At 62.7% G+C, this 14,296-nt stretch carries 12 protein-coding genes; 7 read left to right on the plus strand and 5 right to left on the minus strand.

The features are described from left to right. Nucleotides 1–96 precede the first annotated feature (96 nt). The 3 genes from BLT92_RS21320 (at nucleotide 97) to BLT92_RS07685 (ending at nucleotide 4,272) form a co-directional block, all read left to right on the plus strand. On the plus strand, nucleotides 97–1,539 hold the full coding sequence (locus BLT92_RS21320; protein WP_092104569.1) for a lipase family protein: 1,443 nt from the start codon (nucleotides 97–99) through the stop codon (nucleotides 1,537–1,539). A gap of 331 nt (nucleotides 1,540–1,870) precedes the next feature. After that, on the plus strand, nucleotides 1,871–3,328 hold the full coding sequence (locus tag BLT92_RS07680) for an Nramp family divalent metal transporter (RefSeq protein WP_092104571.1): 1,458 nt from the start codon (nucleotides 1,871–1,873) through the stop codon (nucleotides 3,326–3,328). After that, complete coding sequence (locus tag BLT92_RS07685; protein WP_092104573.1) at nucleotides 3,328–4,272, plus strand: phosphoglycerate dehydrogenase; 945 nt, start codon at nucleotides 3,328–3,330, stop codon at nucleotides 4,270–4,272. Before BLT92_RS07680 ends, BLT92_RS07685 begins: the two co-directional genes overlap by 1 nt. A gap of 204 nt (nucleotides 4,273–4,476) precedes the next feature. Here BLT92_RS07685 and BLT92_RS07690 read toward each other — a convergent pair whose 3' ends face one another. Both BLT92_RS07690 and BLT92_RS07695 read right to left on the minus strand, forming a co-directional pair. After that, entirely contained in the window at nucleotides 4,477–5,370 is an 894-nt protein-coding gene (locus BLT92_RS07690) for a dihydrodipicolinate synthase family protein (RefSeq protein WP_092104575.1), read from the minus strand. A gap of 32 nt (nucleotides 5,371–5,402) precedes the next feature. Beyond that, nucleotides 5,403–6,383 carry an aldo/keto reductase gene (locus BLT92_RS07695; protein WP_092104577.1) on the minus strand — a complete coding sequence of 327 codons (981 nt, stop codon included), beginning with the start codon at nucleotides 6,381–6,383 and terminating at the stop codon, nucleotides 5,403–5,405. A 140-nt stretch (nucleotides 6,384–6,523) separates the two neighbouring features. Here BLT92_RS07695 and BLT92_RS07700 point away from each other — a divergent pair, with 140 nt between their 5' ends. The 3 genes from BLT92_RS07700 to BLT92_RS07710 all read left to right on the plus strand — a co-directional run bounded on the left by BLT92_RS07700 (nucleotide 6,524) and on the right by BLT92_RS07710 (nucleotide 9,793). Then, a complete protein-coding gene (locus tag BLT92_RS07700; protein WP_157691384.1) occupies nucleotides 6,524–7,894 on the plus strand; it encodes a four-carbon acid sugar kinase family protein in 1,371 nt (456 codons plus the stop codon). Next, entirely contained in the window at nucleotides 7,891–8,883 is a 993-nt protein-coding gene (pdxA, locus tag BLT92_RS07705; RefSeq protein WP_092104581.1) for a 4-hydroxythreonine-4-phosphate dehydrogenase PdxA, read from the plus strand. The genes BLT92_RS07700 and pdxA overlap by 4 nt, the downstream gene beginning before the upstream one ends. A gap of 118 nt (nucleotides 8,884–9,001) precedes the next feature. Then, nucleotides 9,002–9,793: a DeoR/GlpR family DNA-binding transcription regulator gene (locus BLT92_RS07710; RefSeq protein ID WP_092104583.1), complete on the plus strand. Its 792-nt coding sequence runs from the start codon at nucleotides 9,002–9,004 to the stop codon at nucleotides 9,791–9,793. Between the two features lie 82 nt (nucleotides 9,794–9,875). On the opposite strand, the gene BLT92_RS07715 is transcribed toward BLT92_RS07710, so the two are convergent. Continuing rightward, the gene (locus BLT92_RS07715; RefSeq protein WP_092104585.1) at nucleotides 9,876–11,045 is read right to left on the minus strand and encodes a sialidase family protein; all 1,170 of its coding nucleotides are present in this window, start codon (nucleotides 11,043–11,045) and stop codon (nucleotides 9,876–9,878) included. 79 nt (nucleotides 11,046–11,124) lie between these two features. After that, nucleotides 11,125–12,477 (minus strand): NRAMP family divalent metal transporter, encoded by a 1,353-nt coding sequence (locus tag BLT92_RS07720; RefSeq protein ID WP_157691385.1) that lies wholly within the window; start codon nucleotides 12,475–12,477, stop codon nucleotides 11,125–11,127. Nucleotides 12,478–12,784: 307 nt separating this feature from the next. Here BLT92_RS07720 and BLT92_RS07725 point away from each other — a divergent pair, with 307 nt between their 5' ends. Continuing rightward, nucleotides 12,785–13,516, plus strand: a complete 732-nt coding sequence (locus tag BLT92_RS07725; RefSeq protein ID WP_092104588.1) for a sulfite exporter TauE/SafE family protein — start codon at nucleotides 12,785–12,787, stop codon at nucleotides 13,514–13,516. Here BLT92_RS07725 and BLT92_RS07730 read toward each other — a convergent pair. Further along, complete coding sequence (locus BLT92_RS07730; protein ID WP_231939083.1) at nucleotides 13,506–14,246, minus strand: DUF1345 domain-containing protein; 741 nt, start codon at nucleotides 14,244–14,246, stop codon at nucleotides 13,506–13,508. The two genes, BLT92_RS07725 and BLT92_RS07730, sit on opposite strands and share 11 nt — an antisense overlap. Between the last annotated feature and the right edge of the window lie 50 nt (nucleotides 14,247–14,296).

Raw genomic sequence — 14,296 nt, forward strand, 5'->3', positions numbered from 1 at the left:
GCCGCGACGACGCCACCCTCGTCTGACCGGTCAGCGACGCCACCACTGTCCGCGCACTCTCAACGCCGAGACACACGACAGAAAAGGACTATACACATGGGCACCTCCCGTCAGAGATCGGTTCCACATCCACGACGCATCGCAACGCTGAGCGCCGCAGCCCTCACAGGCCTGGCACTAACCTGGGGCACTGCGGCAGCACCGGCCCACGCTCAATCGCTTGTCCCGCAGACGGATGAAGAAGCCACGAGCATCATCGAAGACCGGCAGGCCGAGGATTCCAGCTCCCTGAACAAGAGCAATGTTCCCGATGGGGTGAGCGTCGAACAGGCCCGCACCGCCGTCGACAAGTCCGATGAGATCACCACCGCTGACGTCGAGTACGCCGCGGCACTCGAGGACCTGCCCTCGACTGCAGTTCCAGAAGATTTCTACGAGACTCCCGCGACACTGCCGGAGAAGAACGGCGGCGTCGTCAAACAGGCACCATCGGATTTCTATCTCGACCCGGTCAAACTCATCAAGCACGACGCAGAGACCACGACGTACATGTACCGAACGACAGACGAGGACGGCAACGCGCGAGCAGCTACCGCCACCCTACTCACCCCCGAAGGCGCAAGCGCACCGGCGAAGGATGCTGTTGTCATCGCACCCGGGACTCAGGGGATCGCCGACAAGTGCGCGCCCAGCCGACAGATGAGCATGGGCACCGAATATGAAGGCATCTCCGTTGCCTCCGCCTTGGCATCAAAGCGACCTGTGATCATCGCGGATTATGTCGGCCTCGGCACCGAGGGCTCCCACCGGTATCTCAACCGCGCCGAGGAGGGCCGCTCCGTGCTCGATGCCGCCAAGGCCGTTCAGGAGGTCAAAGGAAGCGGAATCGATGCGCAGACGAAGCTCCAGCTGCGCGGCTATTCGCAGGGTGGACATGCCACCACTGCAGCGCTGGAGCTCGCCGACGACTGGGCACCCGATCTCAATATCGCTTCCGCGTCGGCGGGCGCCGTACCGACGGATCTCTACAGAACTCTCTCCGAGCTCTCGAGCGTGTACACGGGCCTCCTGCTCTATGGCGTCGCATCATTCTCGGAACAGACTGGAGTCGACCTTTCCGAACACCTCAACCAGAAGGGGCTCGACGCGGTCGAAAGCACATCACACCAGTGCACGGCAGAAGCCCAGCTGTCGAATGCCTTCACAGACACGACCACGCTGACGAAGGATGGAAGCTCATTCCAAGACCTCGTTGACAAACAGTTCATGACCGTTGTCGAGGAACAGCGCCTGGGGCAGGAAGAGATTCCCGACGTGCCGGTGCTGGTCAATCACAGTCGCCTCGACGATGTGGTGCCGTTCGAATTGGGTCGTGAACTTGCCTCGACGTGGTGCGACGCGGGCAACAGAGTGGCGTTCGAGGACAACCTCGGCCCCACACACATCGGCGGATACATCGCCGCACTGCCTCGCATAGAGATATTCACGAATCGGACATTTGATGACAAGGCGCCTCTCGACAGCTGCTGGAGGCTCTGACCTCCGCTGAGCTGACACCAGCGCGGCACCGCCTGTTCATTGAACAGACGGTGCCGCGCTTTTCGTCGGCCAGACACTCAGCGCCTCCCTGTCTATCGCCGCCTCCGGCACCCCGCCTCCTTTCCAACCGAAATCACCCTGCGCATTTCATGCAGCCGTGTTGCGTACATCACGCATTAATGACAGGATTGACCCATCGATCGTCCCGCAACCTGCGCGCTCTGCGCTACAGAATGCTGTTCATGCAGCAGTCGACAAGTCCGACTGCCCGCCCGCAGCGAGCGGATTCGACTATGGAATTTGGACCGTATATCGCGCGAGGAAGCCGAGAATGACAACGAACAGCACCGCTCCAGGAGAGCCCTCCGCAGGATCACCGGGAACACCCACAGCGGCCAGCACGAACGATGACCCGTATCATCTCGACCCACGGGACGCCCTCGAACCGCCGACGACATTTGCGGGCAAACTCAAATACCTCGGTCCCGGCCTTGTCATCTCTGCTGCCGTCATCGGCTCCGGCGAACTCATCACCACCACGGCTTTGGGAGCCAAGGCAGGATTCGTCCTCCTCTGGCTCGTCATCATCTCCACCGCTGTCAAGGTCTGGGTTCAGCTCGAACTCGCCCAATGGACGATCCTCTCGGGCAAACCCGCGCTTGAGGGCTACGGGCATGTCGGCCCCCGCCTCATCGGCCGCGCTGGCTGGATCAATCTCCTCTGGATCCTCATGGACTTCGCTAAGGTGCTGCAACGCGGAGGGATCATCGGCGGCGCCGTTGCCGCCCTGTCCATCATGCTCCCGGTCTTCGGAGAGCCGCTGTCCACACCCTCACTCATCTTCTGGACCATCGTCTCTCTTGCTGTCGTCATCTCCCTCCTGGTGACGAACAAATACAGCATCGTCGAGAAGTTCTCTGTCACTGCCGTCATCATCTTCACTGTTTCCACTGTCGGACTCGCACTCTCCCTGCCGTTCACCGATTTCGCATACAGTTCCACGGACGTACTCACCGGACTCACCTTCGCCATCCCGGCCGGCACGCTCGGCTTTGCTGTCGCAATGTTCGGCATCACCGGCGTGGGTGCCGACGAGATGACCACCTACACGTATTGGTGTCTGGAAAAGGGCTACGCTCGCTACACCGGACCGAACGACGGCACAGACGAACGTGCACGTCGTGCGCGCGGATGGATCTCGGTGATGCGCACCGATGTCCTCGTCTCCTGGATCGTCTCGACCGTCTGCACGATGTCGTTCTACGTGATCGGTGCGGCAATCCTCCACCCGCAGGGCCTCGTCCCCGAGGGCAACGACATGATCACGTCTCTGTCGTCGATGTACTCCTCAACCATGGGCGAAACCGGGCACTGGATCTTCCTCATCGGCGCATTCGCCGTCCTTTTCTCGACCTTCATCGCCTCTTCTGCCAGTGTTCCGCGACTGTGGGCGAACACGGTCTCCATCCTCGGCGCTTTCGACTGGACGAATCTGCGCACTCGTACACGGATCATCCGCGTTCTCACCGTCGCGTTCCCGATCATCTGGGCACTGAGCTATCTCATCATCCAGTCGCCCGTGATCATGGTTCAGATCGGCGGCGTCGCCAGCGGCGTCTTCCTCGTGGCCGTTGTCATCGCCGTCTGGTACCTGCGTTCTCGTGAGGTCCCGGCAGAGTTCAAGTCGAACAACTTCTTCACTGTGATGCTGATCTTCGCCTCGTTAGCAATCGGGCTGCTCGGCATCTACTCAATATTCGAGACCTTCGGAATCGAGATCGGAGCCTGATGCGACTCACAGTCCTCACCCCATCATTCGCACAACGATCAGACTCGCCCCGCACCCGTGCAGAGGCCCTTGGCTTGGATCTCGATAATCGCAGTGAGAATCATCCCAAGTCCGGTGAGGAGCTCATTCAAGCCCTCACCGGCGCCGAGGCGGTCCTCGTCGGTCTTGATCAGATGGACGCCGACGTATTCGCCGCCTGCCCCGACCTCAAGGTCGTCGCCAAGCACGGCGCCGGAGTCGACAACATCGACCTCGAAGCCGCAGCCGCCGCTGGCGTTACCGTCGTCAACACGCCCGGGGCCAATGCCGACGCGGTCGCCGATCTCACCATGGGATTTCTGCTCATGGGCGCCCGGCGCATCCGAGAGGCCGAGGACTCGCTCAGAAGCGGCCAGTGGGATGTCTTCTTCGGTAGCGAACTCACGGGCAAGCAGCTGGGCATTCTCGGCTTCGGCCGCATCGGCCGAGCCGTCGCCAAGCGTGCCGCCGGATTCGGCTTGCGCATCGCGGCATATGATCCGTTCGTGCCTGACGACGCAATCGCCGAGGCGGGGGCGCAGCCCCTGAGCCTCGCCGAGGTAGTTGCCGGGTCCGATTTCCTCACACTCCATCTGCCGGGCGGCGAGGGGCCCCTGTTGTCGGCCGAGCACATCGCCTCAATGCCGCAGGGAGCCGGTCTCATCAACGCAGCTCGCGGAGGTTTGATTGACGAGGCCGCCCTCACCTCGGCGCTGCATGACGGCCGATTGTCGTTCGCAGCGCTGGACGCTTTCGCCGCCGAGCCGCCGGGTCTCGACGACCCTTTGATGAACGCCCCCAATCTCATAGCTACTCCGCATATCGGTGCCTATTCGGATATTGCGAACGCCAACATGGGCACCTGGGCCGTCGAGGATGTCGTGCGCGTGCTGCAGGGGCGGGCTCCCGAACACACAGTCGATTGAACAGCACTCAGCTCCATGAGACTCGGCTCGGTCTCAGGTCTCGACAAAACATTGATCGATGCCTCGTCGACAGCTGACTATAGAGGAGCCAACAGTTGAAGGGCCACACGATTCGTGTGGCCCTTCAGCTGTGCATGGATGGACTGGAGCGGAGTCTCCGCGTCTGCAGCCGACGCGGACCCCAATGTTCGGGCAGTCCGGCGATCAGGCCAGTCCGCGCTCCAGATCGCCTGCGACGGTCTCTTCGATCTGGCGCTTGGCTTCGTCGGAGAGAGCATTGAACGGAGCCCGTGCCGGGCCCAAGCCGAACTCGCGCACATTCGCCGCGTATTTGACAACGGTGTTGGGGTTGCCAAGAGCCAGGCAGTTGCGGATCGGACGGATACTGTCCTGTGCGGCCCGGGCCGCGGACGAATCTCCCGAGAGGAACAGGTCGTAGATCGAGGCCATCGTCTTCGGGTAGATGTTCGCGATCCCGCTGATGCCGCCGGCCCCGCCTGCGATGAGCGTCCACAGGATGAGCGAATCATTGCCCGAGATCACGTCGAAGCTTTCCCGATCCGTGCGCTCGAGGTACTGGAGAATAGTGTCGAAGTTCCCGCTCGAGTCCTTCACCGCAGTGATGTTGTCCACCTCGGCGAGCTTTTCAAGAGTCGCGGGCGCTACCGCATTGCCGGTGCGCGCGGGGATGTTGTAGACGACGACCGGAACATCGACGGATTCCGCCACCGCACGGAAGTGGTTCGCGATCTCGGCTTGCGAGGCGGCCGCGAAATAGGGGGTGATGATCGAGAGCGCATCGGCTCCGGCGTCAGCCGCATCCTGGGCGATGGCGACGGTCTCACGAGTGGTCGCTGCTCCTGCACCGATGACGACGGGCGCCCGCCCGGCCACCTCGTCGATGACCATCCGGGTCGCGTCGGCACGTTCCGCTGATGACTGGGCATAGAACTCGCCGTTGGTGCCCAAGGCGAAGATGCCATGCACGCCAGCATCCAGTTGACGGCGCACATGCGCACGCAGAGCTGATTCGACGATCTGCTCGTCGTCATCGAACGGCGTGGCGACTGCGGCGAGGATGCCTGTGATTGGGGACATGGGTTTTCCCTTCGAAATGATGTGAACGCGATTCAGCGGTTGTACTTCGGCTGCGATCCGCGGACGGAGGCTGTGGCCTCGTCGATCGCGGCGAGGATGTCCTCGGACAGCGGGCCCTTGGCAATGGCGGCGATGTTCGCTTCGAGCTGCGAGACACGGCTCGCTCCCAGCAGGAGGGAATCGATCCCCTGCGCCCCGGCCACCCATCTCAGTGCCAGTTCCGCCTGCGGGATCCCGGCTCCGTCAGCCACTGCGGCAAAGGACTCGACTGCGGCCAGAACCGAATCCGAGAGGTATCTCTGCGAATACATCTGCGCCAGCACCGAGCCCGTGAAGCGATCGGGCGTGCCTGCGGTCGACGGTCGCCGCGCCAAGAGACCACCGGCCAGTGGATTGTAAGCCATCGTCGCAATGCCGTGGGTGGCACCGCATTCCAGCCACTCGTCTTCGATCTGCCGGGCCAGCACACTGTAGACGTTCTGCGCGACGACCGGCCTGGGAGCCCCGCCTGCCGCGGCAGTCGCGATGACGTCAAGGGCCTGCCAGGCCGCGAAGTTGGAAATGCCGAGCGCCGTGATCTTTCCCTCGGCGTGCAATTGCGCGAGAGTGTCCATGGTTTCGCCCAGCTCGGCTGCTCGGTCGGGCTGATGCAGGTAGAAGAGGTCGATGGAATCGACATCGAGGCGGCGCAGCGAACCCTCGACGCTGGCCCTGAGCCCGGCGGCCGAGAGCGGCGAGTGATCGCCTGCGTCAGCGTGAGGCATGCCCGCCTTGGTCGCCAGCACTATCTGGTCGCGATGCTTCTTCACCACGGGAGAGATGAGCCCCTCCGTGGCAGACTTCGCATAGCCGTTCGCGGTGTCGATGCCGGTGATTCCTGCAGAGAGAGCCGCCTCGATCACCTCGTGGGCAACAGCCTCCGGGACGGTGTCGCCGAAGGTCATGGTGCCCAGCACGAGCGGCGACAACGGCACACGGACACCGTCTATGGTGAGGCTCTTGTCTGCTGTCATACGGTTCTCCTCGTCGAGTCAATCATGCGATCCATGTGATCGAATCATCTCATTTCTGCGCGCACTGTGCAACGATTTGCGCATTTCACGCACGCATGTCAGTCTGGAAGCCCCAGCCGGACCGGACGCAAAGGAGTGCCATGCCATCTGCCGACTCCGGCCTACTCGTCCTTGCCGACGACCTCAGCGGCGCGGCCGAGGCAGCAGCGACTCTCGGCTCCCCGGTCCGCGTCCTCCTCACCGGCTCGAACTCGTCGCTGTCATCTCACGGCTTTCACGACCTTGCCGCAGAATCACCGATGGACATTGCCGTCGACCTCGACTGCCGCTACCTCTGCCCTGCCGATGCGGTCTCGCGCACCAACGCTGCACTCGATGTGCTGCGGGCGAGGGAACGTTTCACATATATCAAGATCGACTCACTGCTGCGCGGCAACATCACTGCCCACCTGTCGGCAGCCATAGACCACTCGTCCGGGCCCGTGATCTTTGCGCCGACACTCCCCCAGCAGAACCGCACTGTCGTCGGCGGAGTCCCGTTCATGGACGGGGTCCGACTCGACGAGACCAGAGCCTGGAGCGTCGAGGACGGTTCGGCTCCAGCCAGCCTGAGCGACCTCTGCCCTGAGCAGCCCGCCCACCTTGAATTGGGGCAGCTGCGCGCGAGTGAACCACAGGAGCTGACCGCCTGGTTCCGTTCTGCACGCCTCATCACCGCCGACGCCGAGTCGATGGAGGATCTGGAACAGATCGTCGCACTTGCGAAGTCCACCGGGGCAGTCATCGTCGGTTCCGCGGCACTTGCCCGGGCTTTCGCGGACACTCGGTCCGATCACCTCGCTCCCACCGCTGGTTCGGGGACCTCGCAGCCAGATTCCGATATTTCGCAGCGCGACTCCAGGTCATCGTCCGCCCCGTCAGACGCGTCGGACCTTCCGATCCTCTTCGCACTCGGCACTGCGGCCGATCGCATCGACGACCAGCTTGCCCACCTTCGATCCCACGCAACTGTGGATGTGGTCGATATTCCGGCCAGTGAGCTGGCGGCGTGGGCCGACAATGCCGGAGTCCTGGCCGCCACCGCCGACCGGGTGCGTGCAGGGCTGGGCAGGGGCCACCTCGTCGTTCGACTCACGGATTCCGGGGAATCGGTCGATCCTCGTCCGCTTCCCGGACTGTTGGCCGATCTGATCGCACATTCCCTCACGAACTTCGGCCCTGTGCACCTCGCCGCCACCGGCGGCGAAACGGCACGGGCCTTACTCGACCGCCTCGGCATCCATGCCCTGGATGCCATCCGGGAGATCCACCCGGGGGCAGTCCTCTCACAGGTCGGGGCCACCTCGGCGAGTTCAGGTGAACGCACCGAGCTCAGTCGAGTCGTCACCCGACCAGGCGGCCAGGGGGACGAATCCTCCCTTGCACACATATACGACGCCCTGACACAGACCTCAACCCAGTCAGCCTCATCCCCGCGAGCACTCTCGCGAACCACGAAGGAGAACGAATGAACTCGCGTCCCACCGTCGCAGTGACCATGGGAGACGGGGCCGGAGTCGGTCCGGAGATCTGCATCGCCGCCTGCCTCGATCCCACGGTGCTCGCCATGGCCCGCCCTGTCATCATCGGGGACGCCGCCAGGCTGGAACACGCCGCGAAGGTCCTTGACACGGATGTCGACGTTCGCGTCATCGGCTCACCGTCTGAAGCCGAGGACACTCCGGGGGCCATTCAGGTCATCGACCTCGGCCTGCTGCCTGCCGATCTGCCCTGGGGAGAGCTGTCACCCATCGCCGGCGACGCCTCATTCCGCTACATCGAACGAGCATCGGCCCTGGCCATGTCCGGGGAGGTGCAGGCCATCTGCACCGCACCGCTGAACAAGGAAGCCCTGCACTCGGCGGGTCACCTGTACCCCGGGCACACCGAGATGCTGGCAGCACTCACAGACACCGACGAGGTCTCGATGATGCTGTCCTCACCCAAACTGCGCGTCATCCACGTCACGACCCACATCGGACTCATCGACGCCGTCGCCAAGATCGAGCCGGGTCTGGTCGAACGCACCATCCGACGAGGCAACGAAGCGCTGATCAGGGCCGGAATCGAACGACCCCATATCGGTGTCTGCGCGATCAATCCCCATGCGGGCGAAAACGGACTGTTCGGATACGGAGAGGAGCAGGAGAAGATCGTCCCGGCCATCGCCACGCTCCAGGACGACGGCATCGATGCCGTCGGGCCGCTTCCAGCCGACACCGCATTCTTCCTCGCGGGTCGCGGCGACTACGATCTCATCGTTGCCATGTATCACGATCAGGGCCACGGCCCCATCAAGGTCCTGGGCATCGAGGCCGGCGTCAACATCACCGTCGGCCTGCCCGTGATCCGCACGTCCGTGGACCATGGCACGGCCTTCGACATCGCCGGCACCGGCAAGGTCGACACCGCCAGCATGAGTGAGGCCCTGCGCCAGGCGGCAGCGTTGGCCGCTGTCTGAGATTCCAGCAGTCGCGAGCTCTCGCGATACAGTGGCCACACAGCTAAGAGCCATCCACTGACGGGCGGCGCGGACAGCACATCGCGCAGAACCATCGAATGCATGCAGCGGGAGAGAGATGAACGCAGGCGATAGACGCGAAGAGATCATCTCGCGTGTTCGGACCCAGGGCGAGATGAGTGTCGAGGCACTGTCGGGAATGCTGGGGGTAACTGCTTCGACGATTCGTCGCGACCTTGCCCGCCTCACCGAATCGGGTGAACTGACGCGCACCTACGGTGGAGTCATCGCCGTTCCCGCGGAGTCCGAAAGCACCGTGGACGAACGTTCCCATGAGGCCCCCGAGGTCAAAAGGGCGCTCGGCACCTGGTGTGCTCACCAGGTCCCGGCGGGCTCACACGTGCTGCTCGACGCCGGCAGCACCACCGCGCAGATCGCTCGAGTTCTGCGCGACACCACCCCACTCTCCGTCGTCTCCACCGGCCTCACCTCTTTGCAGCAGATGACGGACTCCCCAGGTGTGGAATTCACGCTGCTCGGCGGCCGTTACCGATCGATCAGCCAGGGCTTCATCGGTCCGATCACCGAGGTCGGCTTGGAGAAGTTCACCTTCGACTTCGCCTTCTTGGGCGCGGACGCCGTCACCGCTGAGGACGGCGTGTGCGAGGCGTCGCCGGAGCAGGTCCGCCTCAAGGAACTCATGAGCAGACGGGCTGCGCATGTCTTCGTCGTCGCCCACGCCGCCAAACTGGGACAGCGTCCTTTCCATGCCTGGGCGGATCTGGGCAGCGGATGGACCCTCGTGACCGATGATTCCGCCGCGGCTGAGCAGATCGAAGCCTTCGAGGCCCGGGGAATCCGGGTGGTCACGGTCGACGCGATGGGCGCCGGGCACCCTCCCGGCGACTGAGAATCACATGCACGCGACGAACGAGCTCCCTGACCCTTATCGGGCAGGGAGCTCGTTCGTCTGATGGAGTGACGACAAGCGCTCAGCCCCAGAGCTTGCAATCGGTGTGGACCTGGTCCTCGACACCGGAGATCCAGTCCTCGGCGAAGACCACGTGCCGGACGGCTCGACGTGAGCTGTATGCGTAGACGACGTGGATGAGACCCTCGGAATCGACGATGCCGTGGGGGTACTCCTGACGGCGATTGCTGCGCAGGTTGCCGGCACCGGTGAAACCGTCACCGGGTTCGATCTCGCGGCGAACGGGCCAAGTGCGTCCTTCGTCCTGGGAGACCGCGATGACGACCTTCATCCGCTCATAGGGCCACACAACGTCCCCCGGCTCCTCGGCGACCTGGTGCTCGTTCGAGACCAGAGCCAGCCTTCGGGAGGGAAGCAGGAATGCACTGAGACCGGCGTTGTTGTTCGGAACCTCGGTCGCCTCGGGCACGGTCCAGGTGTCGCCGCCGTCCTCGGACCGACTGAGGTAGACCCAGTCAGCAAACCGTGAGCGGAACAGGCAGACGAGCCGGCCCGGCTCGAGTTCGACGACGTTGGGATGAACCCGACCGGCGGCATCGGGAAACTCAACCTGCCGCCAGGTGACACCTTCATCGTCGGAGATCTGGAGAACTGGCTGATCCGAGCCGTTCTTCGACTCATCATCGAAGCACAGCCATTGGGAATGAACCCACCTGCCGTCGCTGAGCACCTGGATGGGTTGGCGGCAGAAAGTGCCTTCACGGTCGAAGAGCAACTCCGGCTCCGACCAGGTAGCACCGTCGTCATCCGTTCGAATCACCTTCACCACCGAGGTGTGCTGCAGGTTGAATGTCTCCGGAACGCCGGACTGCCGTGAGAGCTGGGAGGTGTAGACCAGCCACACCGCTCCACCCGGAGCCTCGAACAGACCGGGATTCTGGTCGGAGCGGATCTCGTCATGAGTGACGGCCATCGATTCCGACCATGCTGCGGTGTTCGGGTCGAACTTGGACACGAGCACATCGATGTCCTTGTTCCCCTCGTCGCTGCCGCCGAACCAGGCCGCGAGCAGTCCCCCGCTTCGCAGCGCCAGAATCGTCGGGGCATGGTTGGATCGACGATCCGTATCGATGACGGTCGCTGCGTGACTGGTGCCTTCGAAGTACCGAAGCCTGCCATCGGCAGGTGGGGCCGGCACGTGTTCGAGCGTCGGATTCGCGAGCAGGTTCATGCGTTGTTCCTTTTAGTTACTGTCCAGGTCGAAGGTGCTGTCCAAGTCGGTGTGGTGTTGCCGTCGAGATCAGTTCGGCTCACCCGAATGCGGTTTCGAACATTGACGGTATCTGCATGGCGATCTGGACTCCGACGATGATCGCGATGAGGCCGAGAAGAGCGAGGATTGCTGTCTGCCACTTCGGATTCACCGCGTAGTTGTGCATGTGCTTCTTCCTCGACGTCAGCAGGAGGATGCAGACGACGATGATGGGCAGGCTGAGCACGGTCGAGATCGCGGTGCCGACGATGTTGAGAGAGATCAGGTCGGGTGCGCCCGGAATCGTGGATGCCAGTGGAACGATGATGAAGACGATCGCCTGGATCCACCGGAAGGCGGGATTCTCCTCATCACGACCCAGATACTTCCGCATGGAGGGCACCGAATGGTTGATGCCGTTGATGGCCAGCTGTGCGAAGCCGCGGGACTGCGGTGGGAAGCTCGTCATCGCGGCGAAGAAGATGCACATCCACAGGAGGAAGGGGCCCGCCGGGCCGACCGCGACGGAGAGCATGTGAGAGAGGTCGAACTCGTCGGAGATCGAGAAGCCTTCATGTGCAGCGCTGAATTCGGCGGCCACAATCCAGAAGAGAAGGTTGATGACGAGCAGCGGAGCCATGCCGGCAATGAGGTCGAACTGCTGCATGCGCCGATACTTCGGCCCCACCCAGCCTTTGTCGCGCATGAACCCGGAGTAGAGCAGGTTCGGCATATTGCCAGCGATCGTGCCGATGGTCGCCGAGGCGATGACGATGGGAGCGAAGGCCGAGGTGTTCTGCTCTGGCGGGACCTCGAACGCCAGACCCTGCACGAATCCCTCGATGTCGAAGGTGCCGATCTTGATGAGCGCGTAGATGAACGCGACGATCATGGCCACCGATGCGAAGCGCGCGAAGTATTCGAGGACGACGAACTGCTTGCGCAGCATCACCAGTGACAGGGTCAGCGCCACGATGATCAGTGCGCAGAAGAAGCGTCCCCAGCTTCCACCCCATTGACCTCCGGTGAGCTCATGCAGACCGGTAGACGCCGCGAGAACGAAGGTCGCCTGGGTGATGAAACCGGCGATGATGACGACTCCCGCCATGACGCCGGGGAGCGCAGGAGCCAGACGGGCAAATCCGTCGAGGATCTGGCTGTCCCCGTGCTTGTTCATCAGCGTGTACTTCGCAATGGACGAAATGATGAAGGTGCGCGCAACTAAAGACAGAATCAAGGTCCACAGCAGCGCGTACCCGTAGGAAGCGCCCGAGACCGAGGAACTGACGAGATCGCCCGTCCCGAGGAACGACATCGCGAGCACCAGGCCCGGCCCCACCGAGGTGACGAGCCCGAGTCCGCGCGGCAGAGGTATTTGGCTCGGCTTCGACGAGGGGGAACGACTGTTCATGCTATGGACGTCAGTGGCCATGGCGAGCACTCCAGTGTGTAGATGATTGGTCGGGTGAGACCGTTGCACAATCAAAACAGATTCCTCAGGTGAATTCACACCCACCGTGCTGCGCGGTCTACGTAGAGACTAACTCATATATGCGTATTCTGCGCAACCAGTGCGTCCATATGCCGGGACATTAGCTCACTCTGCGCACCTAGGTGGCACAGTGTGAGATAGATCAGTCGATAAGTGCAGTGATCCGCTGTCTCACTCGACGGCGCTGAGGAGCCTCAGTGTCACATTGCGAAGGAGCAGAGTTTCGATGGAATTGGTCCACTACCTCATCATCGGTGCAGTGGTGTTGGGCTCAGCCTGCGTCCAAGGCTCCATCGGGTTCGGTCTGGGTATGATCACCGCCCCAGTGCTCGTCCTCCTCGAATCGGATCTGCTTCCCGCCACGCTGCTTCTGCTTGCGGTTCTCACGTCACTGACGGCATTTCTGCGAGAGCGTGCCGACGTCGATTGGAAGCTGGTGGGCTGGGGAGTTCTCGGGCGCTTGCCAGGAATAGTCATGGGCACCATCGCTGTGGTGCTGTTGCCGAATGAGGGTTTGTCGCTCCTCTTGGCGATCACCGTGCTGGGAGGAGTTGGATTCAGCCTGGTGGGGTGGGCTCCCGAAGCCCGGGGGCGGAACATATTCTTTGCCAGCAGTGTCTCCGGAGTCTTCGGCACGGCGACAAGCATCGGTGGTCCTCCCATCGCCCTTGTGCTTCGGTCCCTCGACCCATCGCCGATGCGCTCAACGATGAGCGCCTATTTCACGATTGGCAGCATCTTGTCACTGACCGGGCTGACGATCGGCGGTGAGGTCAGAAGCGAACATCTGCTCGCTGCGGCAACATTGCTGCCGTTCATGGTCGCCGGCCTGTGGCTGTCGAACCTGGTCATTCGTCGCGCCAATCGCCGGGTGCTCTACCGCATGGCGGTGGGCGCGTCCATCATCGGGGCGCTTCTGGTGATCGGCGAAGTGAGCTTCTCTCTGCTCACACGGTGATGTACGACAGAAACATCGACACCAGCGTCGCCACGACGACCGAGTTGAATGCGAATGCGACGATGACATTGCTGCGCACGAGACGCCACCCCGCGCGTGTCACGGCTTTTCCGGGCAGCGCCGCAGTCATCGTGGACGAAAGCACAGAAAACGTCAGATAGTCGCTGAAATTACTCGGCTCGTCCATATCGAATTCGAGTTGCCTTTCGCCTGCACTCCCCCCGCCGCTGAGATCCAAGCGCATGTATTCGAGCGCGAACGAATACACCATGACAGCCCACGACGCGACGACGTTCGCGAGGCCGAGCGCCACAGCGATGCTGGGGTTCTCGTCCGAGCCCATGGTGACGAGGTAGATGTTGAGCACGATCGCGACATAGGCTGCCAGGGTTGCCCACGACACCGCTCCGCCGCCGCTGAGGTACCGTCTCCACCAGATGCGATTGCGAGCGATCGCCCACTTAGCGTGCACGATGAGCTCCGTTTGGCTCAGCTCCTGCAGGCCGGCATGAGTCCACAGCAGGTAGACGAAGGAGAAGACTGGCCAGGCCACGAGGAAGAGAGCAATGAGCTTCTCAGCGACGCCGCCCAGCTGCGATGCTTCGGAACCCAGCGGGCTGAACCCCAGTCCCAGGACCAGAACGAGGCCGACGACCAGCGCGGGCAGCATGGCCACGTTCGCGCGCGTGTCGTCGGAGATCGTGATCATCTGACTGTGCGTGGGCCTCATGGTCTGACGGCTCCGCTTCGATCGAGCTGGTGGTGGTTCCTTTCACCTTA

Source organism: Brevibacterium picturae (genome assembly GCF_900105045.1).
Classification (GTDB): Bacteria; Actinomycetota; Actinomycetes; order Actinomycetales; family Brevibacteriaceae; genus Brevibacterium; species Brevibacterium picturae.

Coding starts and splice junctions, on each gene's coding strand:
- BLT92_RS21320 (WP_092104569.1), top strand. CDS start 97: ATGGGCACCTCCCGTCAGAGATCGGTTCCACATCCACGACGCATCGCA.
- BLT92_RS07680 (WP_092104571.1), top strand. CDS start 1,871: ATGACAACGAACAGCACCGCTCCAGGAGAGCCCTCCGCAGGATCACCG.
- BLT92_RS07685 (WP_092104573.1), top strand. CDS start 3,328: ATGCGACTCACAGTCCTCACCCCATCATTCGCACAACGATCAGACTCG.
- BLT92_RS07690 (WP_092104575.1), bottom strand. CDS start 5,370: ATGTCCCCAATCACAGGCATCCTCGCCGCAGTCGCCACGCCGTTCGAT.
- BLT92_RS07695 (WP_092104577.1), bottom strand. CDS start 6,383: ATGACAGCAGACAAGAGCCTCACCATAGACGGTGTCCGTGTGCCGTTG.
- BLT92_RS07700 (WP_157691384.1), top strand. CDS start 6,524: ATGCCATCTGCCGACTCCGGCCTACTCGTCCTTGCCGACGACCTCAGC.
- pdxA (WP_092104581.1), top strand. CDS start 7,891: ATGAACTCGCGTCCCACCGTCGCAGTGACCATGGGAGACGGGGCCGGA.
- BLT92_RS07710 (WP_092104583.1), top strand. CDS start 9,002: ATGAACGCAGGCGATAGACGCGAAGAGATCATCTCGCGTGTTCGGACC.
- BLT92_RS07715 (WP_092104585.1), bottom strand. CDS start 11,045: ATGAACCTGCTCGCGAATCCGACGCTCGAACACGTGCCGGCCCCACCT.
- BLT92_RS07720 (WP_157691385.1), bottom strand. CDS start 12,477: ATGAACAGTCGTTCCCCCTCGTCGAAGCCGAGCCAAATACCTCTGCCG.
- BLT92_RS07725 (WP_092104588.1), top strand. CDS start 12,785: ATGGAATTGGTCCACTACCTCATCATCGGTGCAGTGGTGTTGGGCTCA.
- BLT92_RS07730 (WP_231939083.1), bottom strand. CDS start 14,246: ATGAGGCCCACGCACAGTCAGATGATCACGATCTCCGACGACACGCGC.